General features: G+C 65.3%; 16 protein-coding genes. 7 read left to right on the forward strand and 9 right to left on the reverse strand.

The features are described from left to right. Nucleotides 1-80: 80 nt before the first annotated feature. Nucleotides 81-329, forward strand: a complete 249-nt coding sequence (locus IB235_RS13150) for a DUF1127 domain-containing protein (RefSeq protein WP_155040337.1) — start codon at nt 81-83, stop codon at nt 327-329. Nucleotides 330-531: 202 nt separating this feature from the next. Here IB235_RS13150 and IB235_RS13155 read toward each other — a convergent pair whose 3' ends face one another. The 3 genes from IB235_RS13155 to IB235_RS13165 are packed head-to-tail and all read right to left on the reverse strand — an operon-like array spanning nt 532 to nt 3,027. Next, complete coding sequence (locus IB235_RS13155; protein ID WP_192337114.1) at nt 532-1,014, reverse strand: RidA family protein; 483 nt, start codon at nt 1,012-1,014, stop codon at nt 532-534. 25 nt (nt 1,015-1,039) lie between these two features. Beyond that, entirely contained in the window at nt 1,040-1,432 is a 393-nt protein-coding gene (locus IB235_RS13160; protein ID WP_192337115.1) for a cytochrome c, read from the reverse strand. An 11-nt stretch (nt 1,433-1,443) separates the two neighbouring features. Then, nucleotides 1,444-3,027: a flavin monoamine oxidase family protein gene (locus IB235_RS13165; protein WP_192337116.1), complete on the reverse strand. Its 1,584-nt coding sequence runs from the start codon at nt 3,025-3,027 to the stop codon at nt 1,444-1,446. Nucleotides 3,028-3,406: 379 nt separating this feature from the next. Between IB235_RS13165 and IB235_RS13170 the strand changes: the two genes are divergently transcribed. Next, nucleotides 3,407-3,796, forward strand: coding sequence for an ACT domain-containing protein (locus tag IB235_RS13170; RefSeq protein ID WP_192337117.1), 390 nt, complete (start codon nt 3,407-3,409; stop codon nt 3,794-3,796). Here IB235_RS13170 and IB235_RS13175 read toward each other — a convergent pair. Beyond that, nucleotides 3,793-4,437: a GntR family transcriptional regulator gene (locus tag IB235_RS13175; RefSeq protein ID WP_192337118.1), complete on the reverse strand. Its 645-nt coding sequence runs from the start codon at nt 4,435-4,437 to the stop codon at nt 3,793-3,795. The genes IB235_RS13170 and IB235_RS13175 overlap by 4 nt on opposite strands. Before the next feature lie 276 nt (nt 4,438-4,713). Here IB235_RS13175 and IB235_RS13180 point away from each other — a divergent pair, with 276 nt between their 5' ends. Genes IB235_RS13180 through IB235_RS13200 form a run of 5 tightly spaced genes read left to right on the forward strand, consistent with a single transcriptional unit; the run spans nt 4,714 to nt 10,894 of the window. Next, nucleotides 4,714-5,943: an NRAMP family divalent metal transporter gene (locus IB235_RS13180; protein ID WP_155040343.1), complete on the forward strand. Its 1,230-nt coding sequence runs from the start codon at nt 4,714-4,716 to the stop codon at nt 5,941-5,943. A gap of 55 nt (nt 5,944-5,998) precedes the next feature. Beyond that, nucleotides 5,999-6,769: a LamB/YcsF family protein gene (locus tag IB235_RS13185; protein WP_192337119.1), complete on the forward strand. Its 771-nt coding sequence runs from the start codon at nt 5,999-6,001 to the stop codon at nt 6,767-6,769. After that, nucleotides 6,766-7,557, forward strand: coding sequence for a putative hydro-lyase (locus tag IB235_RS13190; protein WP_370576891.1), 792 nt, complete (start codon nt 6,766-6,768; stop codon nt 7,555-7,557). The genes IB235_RS13185 and IB235_RS13190 overlap by 4 nt, the downstream gene beginning before the upstream one ends. Nucleotides 7,558-7,559: 2 nt before the next feature. Next, nucleotides 7,560-9,116, forward strand: a complete 1,557-nt coding sequence (locus IB235_RS13195; protein WP_192337121.1) for an urea amidolyase family protein — start codon at nt 7,560-7,562, stop codon at nt 9,114-9,116. Then, entirely contained in the window at nt 9,113-10,894 is a 1,782-nt protein-coding gene (locus IB235_RS13200; protein ID WP_225612290.1) for a biotin carboxylase N-terminal domain-containing protein, read from the forward strand. The genes IB235_RS13195 and IB235_RS13200 overlap by 4 nt, the downstream gene beginning before the upstream one ends. A 34-nt stretch (nt 10,895-10,928) precedes the next feature. Here the strand turns inward: IB235_RS13200 and IB235_RS13205 are convergent, their stop codons facing one another. The 5 genes from IB235_RS13205 to IB235_RS13225 are packed head-to-tail and all read right to left on the reverse strand — an operon-like array spanning nt 10,929 to nt 13,506. Then, the gene (locus IB235_RS13205) at nt 10,929-11,363 is read right to left on the reverse strand and encodes a cytochrome C (protein WP_192337122.1); all 435 of its coding nucleotides are present in this window, start codon (nt 11,361-11,363) and stop codon (nt 10,929-10,931) included. Further along, complete coding sequence (locus IB235_RS13210) at nt 11,363-11,806, reverse strand: cytochrome c (protein ID WP_192337123.1); 444 nt, start codon at nt 11,804-11,806, stop codon at nt 11,363-11,365. The genes IB235_RS13205 and IB235_RS13210 overlap by 1 nt, the downstream gene beginning before the upstream one ends. A gap of 23 nt (nt 11,807-11,829) precedes the next feature. Continuing rightward, nucleotides 11,830-12,354, reverse strand: coding sequence for a methylamine dehydrogenase light chain (locus tag IB235_RS13215; protein WP_155040350.1), 525 nt, complete (start codon nt 12,352-12,354; stop codon nt 11,830-11,832). Between the two features lie 20 nt (nt 12,355-12,374). Continuing rightward, the gene (locus IB235_RS13220) at nt 12,375-12,965 is read right to left on the reverse strand and encodes a thiol-disulfide isomerase (RefSeq protein ID WP_192337124.1); all 591 of its coding nucleotides are present in this window, start codon (nt 12,963-12,965) and stop codon (nt 12,375-12,377) included. 13 nt (nt 12,966-12,978) lie between these two features. Beyond that, a complete protein-coding gene (locus IB235_RS13225) occupies nt 12,979-13,506 on the reverse strand; it encodes a MauE/DoxX family redox-associated membrane protein (protein WP_192337125.1) in 528 nt (175 codons plus the stop codon). Nucleotide 13,507: the final 1 nt, after the last annotated feature.

Genomic DNA, 13,507 nt, shown 5'->3' on the forward strand with positions numbered 1-13,507 from the left:
TAGCTGCAATGACAGAAACGGGTCTGCAAATGCTGCGCTGCGGCGTCTAGATTGGTAGCGCAAACATAAGGATCAAGACAATGCACGCAGCAGCACTCTCGGGCCCGGCCCGCAGCCGGACCACCACCGCCGCCAACAACACCAACCACGGCCTTCTTCTTCGCGTCCGCGCCTATTTCGCTGGCCGCCGGGTTGAGCGTCGCACGCTGGAAGAACTGGGCATGACCACCAACCGCGAACTGGCCGATCTGGGTCTGAGCCGCTACGACGTTCCGCGCATCGCCGCGCTGGCCGGTCGTCAGGCCGCCGAAAAGTTCCTGTCGGCCTGAACCGGCAGAACGACCGGGCCGCGTCAGAAGGCGCCGACCCGGAATGCGGACGATGACCGCCCAGAAGGGCGGTGTCGTAAAGATTGCGAAGCGCCTTTAGACCGGTGATCCGGTCCGCGCTTCGATCGGTGGCCATGGGCATTCGCCCCCACCGCCACGGATGAGGGACCACAGGACGACCCGTGGCCCCCGGTGGTGGGATTTACGGGCGGACCGCCGTGACCTCGATCTCGACCAGCCAGTTCGGATTGACCAGCTTCTCGACGATCATCGCCGAGCGGGCGGGCAGGTTCGGCTGGGCCTCGGTCCCGAAATACTGGGTATAGCCCTCCATGAAGCCCGCGAAATCGGCGGGCTGATCTTCGGGGGCGACCAGAAACACCTGCATCTTGACCACGTCACCCATGGTCAGGCCGATATCCTTCAGCGCGGTGTCGATATTGCCCAACACGCTCAGCGTCTGGGTCTTGGTATCGCCCCAGGCTGCCGGGGTCTTCTTGTCAGCGGCCTCATCCGCGACCGAAGGCACCATGCCGCTGACATAGACGGTAGTCTTGCCAGCGGGGATTTCGACCGCACGGGCGATCGGGAAATCCGAGCCGGGGGTCTTGTGGCGGATGACGTCATCGGCCTGTGCGATCATCGGCAGGGCAGCAAGGGCGGCGGCAAGAACAAACGGTTTCATTGGTAAACTCCTGTTAGTGGGGGATTCAGCGGGCCGCGGCGACGTCGGCGGCGGTGGTATCGCCTTCAAAGGCATTGCCCAGATCGTGGCGGATATAGTTCACCACGGCGGCGATCTGGTCGTCGGTCATGACATCGCCGACCGGAGGCATCGCCTTTTGCCCATGGACGATCATGTGGATCGGGTAGTCCGGTCCCTCCAGCATGGCATTGCCGGCCAGCGCCGGATAATGCCCCGCGCCGGTGGCACCGGTGCCATCCGGCATGTGGCAGCCCGAGCAGATGGCGTTGTAGATGTCCTTGCCCTCGGTGCCGGGAATGGTTTTGGCAGCCGAGGTGGTGACGAAATCCTGTGCGAATGCCGGGGCGGCCAGCGACAGGGCAGCCGCGACAGCGGCCTGTGCAAGGTGGCGTTTCATGTCTGGGAACCTCAGCCGATGATGTGCTTGTGAAGACGCTCGATGGCGTTCAGCGCCGAGAGGATCGCCCCTTCCTGCCATGCCGGCAGGAACGAGATATGCTCGCCCGCCATCAAGGTGCGCTGGTCCATGGCGGTCGCCGCAGGATAGTACTTTTCCTTGTCGCGCCATTCGCCGTAGCAGCCCAAAGTCCACGGCACGCGGTGCCATGCGACGGCGACGCCATTCGAAAACTCGTCACGATATTGCGGATGGATCTGCGCGCCGAATTCCAGCGCCTTTTCGATCCGCGCTTCCGGCGCGATGGCGTTGAACTGATAGGCGGCAGCACCCCATGAATAGGTGCCCAGCAGTACCCCCGGCCCGTCGCTGAAGAAATTCGTCGAGGGATAGGAGATCAGCGTGATCGGCAGGTTGGTATAGCTGATGCCGCCATAGATATGGTCGTCCTGTTCCCAGAACCGGCGCTTGAACTCCAGCCCGACCTTGATCGAGCTTTCGTAATACACATCCTCGATCGCCGCCGTCATCGGGGCCGAGAAGTTATGCTCGATCTGGCCCAGAACCGAGAAGGGGATGGTGCAGATGCAGTAATCGGCCGAGACGGTCTGTTCCGCGCCGCCCGCCTTGGCGTCGACATAGGTGGCCGTGACGCCGTTTTCGCCGCCCTCATAGCGGATGACCTTGGCGTTATAGGTGATCAGGTCCTTCACCTCGCGCTCAAAGGCCTGCGCGATCATGTCCATGCCGCCGACCGGCTGAAAGATCGCCGCCTGATGGTCGATGGATTCGCCGGTGATCAGGTTGTTCCAGAGCTTCCCCTTGAGGATGTCCGACAGCGAGATGATGTTCGAGGGCACGGGTTCCGCCCCGACGCCACCGCCCGGCTGCTTTTCCCAGCCGCGATGCTCGGATACCTTTTCCGATTTCACATATTCCAGATCGTCGTTCAGTACGCCGTAGCGCTTGAGCGAGGCGACCAGCAGTTCGGCATCCTCGTCGGTGACCGCCTCATCCAGCTTGTCCTGCTTGACCGCCTTGGCCAGAAGCTCGGCGATCTGGCCGCGGTAATCAGCCTGAATTTCCTTGAACCTCTGGGGCTTGCCGCCAAAAGCTTCGGTATTGTGGACATAGGCGTTGTAGTTGACCTGCATGAAGGGCTCGAGCTTGACGCCGAAACGCTTGCAGTAATCCAGCACCGCATAGTGATCCGAGGGGATGCGCCACGGGCCGGGGTTCAGGTAATTGCCCTCGGCAAAGCCGACCTTTTGCGTGTAGCCGCCCAGTTCGGTGTAGCTGTCGCCGCCGCGCAACGTCCAGCAGCGTCCGCCTGCCTTTTCGCGGTATTCAAGGATCTGGACCTTGTAGCCGGCGCGACGCAGTTCATAGGCGGCGGTCATTCCCGCCAGCCCCGCACCCAGCACCAGAACCGAGGCGCCCTTGGGGTCGCCCTCCAGCTTGACCGGCCCCTTGTAGTCCGAGGTCCCGGCATAGCCCATCCCGGCCATCGCCGAATACATGGCCGAAGCACCGGCGGCCATTCCGACCATTGCCAGCAGATCGCGGCGCGACATGCCCTTTGGTTGACTGCTCATATCTTCCTCCGGCACAGGCTGGGCCTGTGGCAGTTGTTAGCCCGTTCCCGCCTGCCAGATTGGCAAGGGCGGGCGTGCAGGCAGGTCATCATCGAAGCTTGGACCGGGTCGGATACGGCCGTGGGTCCATGCCGACCGTTACAACTGTGGCGCGCAGGATTGGCCATAGCGCGGCAACATCTCGCGTCATGCGGGAAACTGGTTGACTACCATACGAGCTGATTGAGCAGAAATTCGGCACAGGCCGTATGATTGGCGGGCAGCGCAGAGTGCATCGCGTTTTTCGGTACTGTGCTGCGGAACCGGATCGCGCGATGATTTCCCTCGGGTTTCGACAGCACACATGGCTAAGCTGGGCGGGTCGTAAAAGGGGGCGAAGATGAGTGGGGAAACGGATCTGGGACGGCTTCTGGCCACGCTTTCAGCGCGGATGGAGGACGGGCTCTATGTCTTTGCAACTGTGGCCGAGCTTCCGTCCGACCTGCATCCGCGCATGATCTTTCACGAGGCCGAGGGCATCACCCTGATCCTTTTGCGCGATCAGGCGGACAGGCTGAGCCTGCCTTGGGAATTTCCCTGCCGGATGATCACGCTGGAGGTGCATTCCTCGCTATCTGCGGTGGGGTTCATGGCCCGCATCGCCACGGAACTGGCCCGGCGCGGCATTGCGGTCAATCCGGTCTCGGGCTTCCATCACGACCATCTGTTCGTCCCCGAGCCGCGCGCGGCCGAGGTGATGCAGATTCTGGCCGAGATCGCCGGAAGCTAGCCCAGCCGGGCAAAGGCCTGCAGCACGACCCGCTCGGATTGGCCCAGATATTCGTCCAGCATCACCGAAGCCATTGCCGCATCGCCCGCTTCCAGCCGCTCAAGGATCTGGGCGTTGCGGTCGATATAGGGGGCGTGCAGCATCTCGGGGCTGTCGAGCAGGCCAAAGGCCAACCGCAATTCCGCGATGATCTGGGCGAAAAACGCATTCAGCCGCGGGCTGTCGCTGAGTGAGACGATCGCCGCGTGAAACTCCATATTGGCGCTGCCGATGCCGCGCCAATCGCCAATGTCGCGCAGGTTCTTGGCGCGCTCGACCGCGGCACGCATCCGGCCAGCGCCCTCATGCCGGGGCCAGGCCTGCGCCAGCGCCGGAACCTCGATCAGGCGGCGCACCCGGTAGATGTCCAGGATTGACGCCATCGAGGGCACGGCGACGAACACCCCGCGGTTGGGTTCGTGGCGCAACAGCCCTTCACGGGTCAGCAGACGAAATACCTCGCGCAAGGTATTGCGCGAGATGTCCAGATCGGCGGCCAACCGCGCCTCGGACAGGCGCTGGCCGGGAACCAACGCCCCTCCCGTCACCTGATCGCGCAATTGCGAGGCGATTTCTTCGGTCAGGCTGGGTTCTGAGCTCATGGGGCGTTCCGTCTGAAGTGCCGGGCATATTCCACAGGCCGGCCATACCACACAAGCGGGCGCGGATGATTCGAGCCATCCTGCGACCGCCATTTTGCCGTTTCAAATGTCATCCGGGGCGCATTCTGCCTGCTTGACGGGCATATCGTCCCCTTTAACTGGTATGATTGTTCGACAATCGCATACCAAGTGTCAAATAATCGTTGACGTACTGCCATACCAATCTCACAGTCCCGTCATCCAAGATCAGAAATATTCCAACAGGAGCATGTCAGAATGAGCGATTCCGCTCCCACCGCTGCCAATGCCAGCCTTCGTGGCGGGTTTCTGGCGGCAATCTTCCTGATGGCCACATCGGCCATCGGTCCGGGCTTCATTACCCAGACGGCGACCTTTACGCAGAAACTGGGCGCGGCTTTCGCCTTTGCCATCCTCGCCTCGATCCTGATCGATTTCGTGGTGCAGCTGAACATCTGGCGCATCACGGCGCTGACCCGGCGCAATGCCTCGGACACGGCCAATGCGGCCATTCCCGGTTCGGGCTATCTGCTGGCGGTGCTGATCCTGATCGGCGGGCTGGCCTTTAACATCGGCAATATCGCGGGTGCGGGTCTGGGCATGAACGCAATGTTCGGCCTCGATCCCAAGATCGGCGGCGCGATTTCGGCGCTGCTGGCGATCGGCGTCTTTCTGTCGAAACGCGCGGGGCTGCTGCTGGACCGCTCGCTGATCGGTCTGGGCGTCCTGATGATCGCGATGACGCTGGTCGTCGCCATCACCTCGAACCCGCCGGTGGGCGATGCGATGCGTCAGGCAATCCTGCCCGATGTGATCGACTTCCCGACCATCACCACCATCGTCGGCGGCACGGTCGGCGGCTATATCACCTATTCCGGCGCGCATCGTCTGCTGGACAAGGGTCTGGTCGGAGAGGAAAACCTTGCCGCCGTCACCCGCGCCTCGTTGACCGGGATTGCGGTGACCGGGCTGATGCGCTTCGTGCTGTTCCTGGCAATCCTGGGCGTCGTCGCCTCGGGTGTGACGCTGGACCTGTCGAGCCAGGCCGCCAACCCCGCCGCGCAGGCCTTTGCCGCGGCGCTTGGCGACACCGGCATGCGGATCTTTGGCGTGGTGCTGTGGGCCGCGGCCATCACCTCGGTCATCGGGGCGGCCTATACCTCGGTCAGCTTCCTCAACGTGTTCTCGACCATGACCGAGCGCAGCCGCAATATCGCGACGGTGATCTTCATCGCCTTTTCGCTGGCGGTCTACATGGCAATCGGCACGGCTCCGGCGGCAATCCTGATCTTTGTCGGCGGCTTCAACGGACTGATCCTGCCCATCGGCCTGACGATCTTCACCTATGTCGGCTTTGCCCGGCCCGACCTGATGGGCGGCCATGTCTACAACCGGGTGCTGCTGACCCTTTCGGCCATCGTCTGTGCCTTGACCTGGTATATGGGGATCAAGTCGGTCGGCCCGATCTTCGCCTTCCTCGGCGCCTGATGACCCTCGCGGCGGCCCGAAATGGCCGCCGCATTCTGGAATTTCGGAGGACAACATGACCCACCAGATCGACCTTAACAGCGACCTTGGCGAAGGCTATGGCGCATGGACCATGGGCGATGATGCGGCGATGCTGGCGATTGTCAGCTCTGCCAACGTGGCCTGCGGCTTTCACGCGGGCGATCCGCTGACGATCCTTGCCACGCTGCGCGACGCGGTGTCCCGGGGCGTCGCAGTGGGGGCGCATGTGTCCTATCCCGACCGCGTGGGTTTCGGTCGCCGTCCGATGGACGTGACCTCGGCCGAACTTTCCGCGGACGTGATCTATCAGATCGGCGCGCTGCAGGGGCTGGCGGCTTCGGTCGGCACACGGGTCACCTACGTCAAGCCGCATGGCGCGCTTTACAACACCATCGCCAATGACGCCCGGCAGGCCGATGCGGTGATCGCGGGCATTAAGGCCATCGACCCGTCGCTGGTGCTGATGGGTCTGGCGGGCGCGCCGATCCTTGAGCGCGCTAAGGCCGCCGGGTTGAAAACCGTGGCCGAGGCCTTTGGCGATCGCGCCTATACACCCGAGGGCCAGCTGGTCTCGCGTCGCGATCCGGGGGCGGTGCTGCATGACCCGGAACTGGTCGCGGCCCGCATGGTGCGGCTGGCGACCGAAGGCGTGATCGAGGCCATCGACGGCTCGACCCTGCGACTGCACGCCGACAGCATCTGCGTCCATGGCGACAGCGCCGGCGCCGTCGACATGGCCCACCGCATCCGCGAGGAGTTGCTGGCCGCTGGCGTGTCCATCACCCCTTTTACGGAGACCAAATAATGCTGCGTCCCGATCCCGCCACCGCCGCCGCGGCCCGCCTGCAATGCCGGGGCGGGCTGGTCGCGCCGACCGCAGGCATGGCCCCCGGTTTCACCCAATGCAACATGATCTCGCTGCCGCGCGACTGGGCATGGGACTTTCTGCTTTACGGGCAACGCAACCCGAAGCCCTGCCCGGTGCTGGACGTGACCGATCCCGGCAGCCATCGCACGGCGCTTGCGCCTGATGCCGACCTGCGCCGCGACCTGCCGCTGTACCGGGTCTGGCGAGACGGCGTTCTGACCGAGGAACTGGCTGACGCGACCGAGGTCTGGGCCGAGCATGCCGATCTGGTCACCTTCCTGATCGGCTGCTCCTTTACCTTCGAAACACCCTTGATGCAGGCCGGGATCGAGGTCCGCCATGTCGCGCAGGGCTGCAATGTGCCGATGTATCTGACCAATCGCGACTGCCGCCCGGCGGGCCGCTTGCACGGGCAGATGGTCGTGTCGATGCGCCCGATCCCCGCCGACCGCGTGGCCGAGGCCGCGACCATCACCGCCCGCTTCCCCGCTGTTCACGGCGCGCCGGTCCATATCGGCTCGCCTGAAACCCTGGGCATTGCGGATCTGTCCAAACCCGACTTCGGCGACCCCGTGCAGATCCGCGACGGTGAGGTCCCGGTCTTCTGGGCCTGCGGGGTGACGCCGCAGGCCGCTGTCATGGCCTCGAAGCCGCCTTTCGCCATTACCCATGCGCCGGGACACATGTTCATTACCGACGTCCCCGACAGCCAATGGCAGGTGTGACCATGCGCTTCCTTACTGTCGGTCCCCGCACCGTTCTGGTCGAACTGGCCGATCTGGACCAGACGCTGGCTTTGTTCGATGCGCTGCTGGCCGACCCGATCGAGGGCGTGGCCGAGATCGTGCCCGCCGCTCGCACCCTGATGATCCGCATGAGCCCCGGCTTTGCCGCCGATGCGGTGCTGGCCGGGCAGGTGGTGGCCCGCCAACCTGCCCCCGGCACAAGGCGCGAGGAAGGCCCGATTGAGACCGTCGAGATCCCGGTGATCTATAGGGGCGAGGACCTCGACGATGTCGCACGGCTGATGGCCCTGACGGTCCCCGAGGTCATCGCCGCCCATCAGGCGACGACGTGGCAGGTGGCATTTTGCGGCTTCGCCCCGGGCTTCGCCTATATGACCTGCGACGACCCACGCTTTGACCTGCCGCGCCGTCCTGCGCCGCGCACAAGGATTCCGGCGGGCTCGGTCGCGCTGGCCGGACGCTTCTGTGGCATCTATCCGCAGGAAACCCCCGGCGGCTGGCAGTTGATCGGCACGACCAAAGTCCCGATGTGGGACCTGAGCCGCGACCCGCCCGCGCTGCTGCGTCCGGGCGTCCGCGCACGCTTTGTCGAAGGCGCGGCGGATATCCACCCCTCGGCGGCGATCCCTGCACCGGTCACCGAGCCTGCCTTGACCGTCATCTCCTCGGCATTTCCGATTGTCTTTCAGGATGATGGCCGACCGGGACAAGGCGGGCAGGGGGTCTCGGCCTCGGGCGCGCTGGACATGGGGGCGCTGCACCGGGCGAACCGCGCGGTCGGCAACCCTTCGAATACGCCTGCGCTGGAGATTACTCTTGGTCCGGTCCGGTTGCGCGCGGATCAGCCGGTAACGCTGGCCCTGACCGGCGCGGCCTCCGCCAGTGTCGCGGGCATTCCCCAACCCCAAGGCGCAGCTTTCGCGCTGGATGCGGGCGATGAACTGACGATCCTGCCACCCGAGACCGGGATGCGCAGCTATCTGGCCCTGCGCGGTGGTTTCGATATCGCCCCGGTACTGGGCTCTGCCGCCACCGACACGCTGGCCTTTGTCGGCCCAGATCCGCTGAAGCCCGGCGCGGTGCTGGGTTGCGCCAATCGCCCCGCGACATCGGTGGCCGAGCCGCAGGACCAACCCGCATTGCCGAAGGCTGGCGATCTGGTCACGCTGCCGGTGACTCTGGGACCGCGCACCGATTGGTTCACGCCGCAGATGGTCCAGCATTTCCTGACGCAGGAATGGCTGGTGACGCCGCAAAGCTCTCGGGTCGGGATCAGGCTTGAGGGGGAGCAGCCGATGACGCGCGAGGATGCGTTGGAGCTGCCCTCGGAAGGGACCGAGACCGGCGCCATCCAGATCCCCCATTCCGGCCAGCCCGTGCTGTTTCTGGCCGATCACCCGTTGACCGGTGGCTATCCGGTGATCGCGACGCTGCTGCCGCAGGCTTTGGATCTGGCAGGCCAGATCCCGCCCGGCGCCCGCATCCGCTTTACCGCCGCCCAAGATTTTGTCCCGATTACCCCTGCGAGGTCCGCATGACCCTTTTCGCCGCAAATACCGACGCTGCCCCCGAGCGCCCGATCAAGCGCCTGCTGATCGCCAACCGGGGTGAGATCGCCGTCCGCATCATCCGCGCCTGCCGCGATGAGGGCATCGCCTCGGTCGCCATCTTTGCCGACAGCGACCGCGATGCGCTTTTCGTGCGCATGGCCGATCAGGCCCATGCGCTGGGGGGCGAAAAGCCCGCCGACAGCTATCTGAACGCCGACAAGATCATCGCCATCGCCCGCGACGCGGGTGCAGATGCGATCCATCCCGGATATGGGTTCCTTTCCGAACGCGCCGAATTCGCCCAAGCCGTGCAGGATGCCGGCCTGATCTGGGTCGGTCCCGATCCGAAGGTGATCGAGGCCTTGGGCGACAAGATCGAGGCCCGCCGCATCGCCGAGACCGTGGGCGCGCCACTGGTCGCGGGCACGCCCGGACCCGTTGAGACCCCGGCCGAGGCGCTGGCCTTTGCCAAGGCGCATGGCCTGCCAATCGCGATCAAGGCCGCCTTTGGCGGCGGCGGGCGCGGCATGAAAGTCGCCTGGCGTCTGGAAGAGGTCGAGGAGCTTTTCGAATCCGCCACGCGCGAGGCCCTGACCGCCTTTGGTCGCGGCGAATGCTTCATCGAGCAGTTCCTTGACCGCCCCCGTCATATCGAGGCGCAGGTGCTGGCCGACAAGCACGGCACGGTCAAGGTGATCGGCACGCGTGACTGTTCGCTGCAGCGCCGCAACCAGAAGCTGGTCGAGGAGGCCCCCGCCCCCTTCCTGACCGACGAACAGCGCAGGCGCATCCACGATTCCGCCCGCGCGATCTGCGCCCGTGCCGGTTACAGCGGGGCGGGGACGGTGGAATTCCTGCTCTCGGCCAATGGCACGATCTCCTTCCTCGAGGTCAACACCCGCCTGCAGGTCGAGCATCCGGTGACCGAGGAAACCACCGGCATCGATCTGGTGCGCGGCATGATCCGGGTGGCGCAAGGCGCACGTCTGACCGACGAAACGGTGCCCGAACCGCGCGGCCATTCCATCGAATTCCGTATCAATGCCGAGGACCCGGCGCGTGGCTTCCTGCCCGCGCCCGGCCCGATCGAGGTCTTTGACGCGCCCTCGGGTCCGGGCATCCGGGTGGATAGCGGCGTGGTCTCGGGGTCGGTGGTGCCGGGCAGTTTCGATTCCATGATGGCCAAGCTGATCGTCACCGGCGCGACCCGTGCCGAGGCACTGGCCCGCGCCGCCCGTGCCCTGCGCGAATTCCGCATTCAGGGCGTGGCCTCGGTCCTGCCTTTCGACCAACTGGTGCTGGAGCAGCCGGATTTCCGTGCCGAGGATGGCGATTTCCGCGTCCATACCCGCTGGATCGAGACCGATTTCGCCGACACCCTGACCGCCGCGATGGCACCCCATGCCCGCGTGACCCCGGCAGCCACCGCGCCGATGCTGCGTCTTGCGGTTGAAATCGACGGCAAGCGGGTCGAACTGGGCCTGCCCGCGAACCTGTTGGCGGCGTTGCCCGCAGGCGGCGGCGCACTGCCGGTCGCCGAAACCGAGACACTCGACGAGGCCGCCGTCACCGCCCCGGTCGCAGGCACGCTGACCCTGTGGCAAGCCGAGGAAGGCGCGCAAGTCGAGGCCGGGCAGGTCATCGCCGTCATCGAGGCGATGAAGATGGAGACCCGGATCGAGGCGCATCGCGCCGGTCGTCTGACCCGTCTGGCCGAGGCCGGGACGGTGCTGGGCTTTGCAGCAGCACTGGCCCGGATCGTCTGAAATGCCCCGGCCCGTCATTCGGGCCGGGATTTCGTCACGGCCAGGGGTAATCGGCGATCCGATACCCCTCGGACATCAGCTTGGCCGCGACGTCGCGGCGCAAGGCCACGACATCGGCCACCGGCACAGCTCGACGGCGGGTGACTTCGGCGGCGGTAAAGGGCTCGGCCTCTCCCGGTGCCCATTCGCCCAGCACGTAATTCATCACCTCGGCAATCGCGGCATCGTCAAGCGAGGCCGAGACCACCCCCGGCACATGCATCATGTAGGTGCGGCCCAGATCATCGGCGGCGATCACCCCGACCGAGCCGGGAAAGGTCGGGATGCCGCCCTCGACCGTGCCCACGCCGTCCATGCCGTGGCAACCCGCGCAGCGCAGGATGTAGTCGCGATGCGCCTTGCCATCTGCAGCGGCGACAGGGGCGGCAAGGGTCAGCAACATGGCGGCCAGCGAAACGGGGCGCAGCATCAGCCTTCGGGCCTCATGGCGATCAGGTCATGGGCGGCAGGGGCGGCAGCGCGGGTTGCGGTGATCAGTTCTGGCGTGACCTTGGGGCCTGCGCCCGGCGCATCGCGGCCCGCCTCGAGCAGCACCCAGTTGGAGACGCTGGCGGCCTCGATGTCACTCAGGCCCGATTGCGGTGGCATGATCAGCCCGGCATAGGTCTCGTCCCCGGCAACAATCGTGCCCATCAACCCCGAGGCGATCACACCCGCAAGGTAATCCGGCCCCTTGTCGGCAAAGGCATCCCAGAAACCCGGACGGTTCAGCGCCGGCGCAAGGCCGGGATTCCCCGCACCGCCCTCATTGTGGCAGGCGGCGCAGTGATCGGCGAAAAGCTGGGCACCCGTCGCGTCCTGCCCCAAAGCCGGGGCGGCAAAGGCCGCCACCAGCAGGGCCGGAACCGCCATCGGGCGAATTCTGGCAAACCGCGTCACTCGGCCATCCCGACCACGACCGAGACGGTGCAATGGTAGCCCTTGTCGGTATTGGCCATGCACCAGTTGATGTCGTTATACAGGCCCATGCGATAGCCCGGACGTTCGCCCTTCGAGGTGTAGCAGAATTTCGCGGAATTGACCTGAGGCTTGCCGCAGCAGTCGTTGTAGCTGACCAGATAATCCTTGTTGTCATCCGGGTTGGTGCAGGTCCCGACCCATGACACCGAGGATGCCGACGATCCCGGCGGGCAAGTGGTCAGCGACCCGCCCGAGGTCGAGCACAGGTTGCCGTCCAGCGCACAGTGCTTCCAGTAGCCGCAATCATCCTCGGGCAGGGGGGTCGCTGCATTGGCGCGGCGGTCGAAGGGCAGGATCGGGGTCGCGGCTGCGGCACCCAACAGGGTGATCCCGGCCTTGGCCAGAAAGCTGCGGCGGCCATGGGTCCGGGCGGCGCCGCGGACACGGCCCTCGGCGGCCTTGTCGATGGATTTGAACAGGTTGTCGATGAAACGGGGCATGATTGCTCCTTGAAGGGGTGTCAGGCGGCGGCGTTCAGGCCCATCGAGGCCTGAAGCGAGGGCACGCCGGTTTCAGATGCGGTAAACAGGCTTTCGAGCTGCTCGCGCGAGTTCACGAGGCCCTTGGCGCGGACGGTTCCGTCCGGCCCGATCAGCACGGCAAATGGCAGTTTCGCGACCTTGAAGCTCATCCCCAGCTCCGAGGACAGGACATAGGGAAAGTCCTGCAGGCGCTCTGTCTCGATCAGGCGACGATGCAGGGCCTCGCGCCCGTCCGAGGCAAGGATCACGTCCAGCCAGCGGCCTTCATCCTCGCGGATCCCGGCCAGCACGGGCAGAAGCACCTTGCAGATCGGGCAGGTGGTGGACAGGAAGAACACCAATTGCGCCTTGCCCGAATTGCCCAGTGTCAGGCCGGGGCCGTTCAGGTTCGGCAGCGCCAGCGCCGGCACCGGGCTGCCCAGTTCCGGCCCGCTGCCCGAGATCATCGCGCCGACCGGCGAGACGCGCTCGAACAGGATGCCGATCTGGCGGGCAAGGATATAGGTCAGGGCCAGTTGGACCAGCACCACGACCCAAAGCGCGATCAGGGCGAATGTCATGATTTCCATTGCTTTTCCTTTCTCAGCTTGCCCGGCGGATATTCGGCAGATGCGCGGCCAGACGTTCGGCCACGCCTTGTAGCGCGGCGAAGGTCAGCCCCATGGCAATGCCGGTCAGCACCGCCAGCGGCCCCAGCCCGCCCGAAGGCAGGAGGGCAATGCCAAGCCCCAGCGCGGTGAAACCCGCATTGCGCCCCAGCGTCAGGCCCGAGATGCGCTGCGGTGCGCCACCGCATCCGCAATCGATCCGGATCTGGCCACGGGCCAAGGCCAGCGCCATCAGCAGACCATATCCCGCGAAGATCCCCGCAGCCGCCCAGCCCGCCCATGCGTGGGTGCCGGGCATCAGCAGCCCAAACACTGTGGCGGCCTCGACCACGGTCAAAGCGCGGATGATGGCGGGTGTCCAAGCATCGGGGACCAGCCCATAACCCTGCGCAAAGCCGACCGTCTCCAGAAAGGCATGGCTTTTATGCCAGACCGAACGGATCAGGATCAGCGCCACGAAGGTCGAGCAGGCAACCGCCGTGATCGGGGCAAGCTGCGTCATC

This window comes from Paracoccus sp. PAR01 (assembly GCF_014851995.1).
Taxonomy (GTDB): Bacteria; Pseudomonadota; Alphaproteobacteria; order Rhodobacterales; family Rhodobacteraceae; genus Paracoccus; species Paracoccus litorisediminis.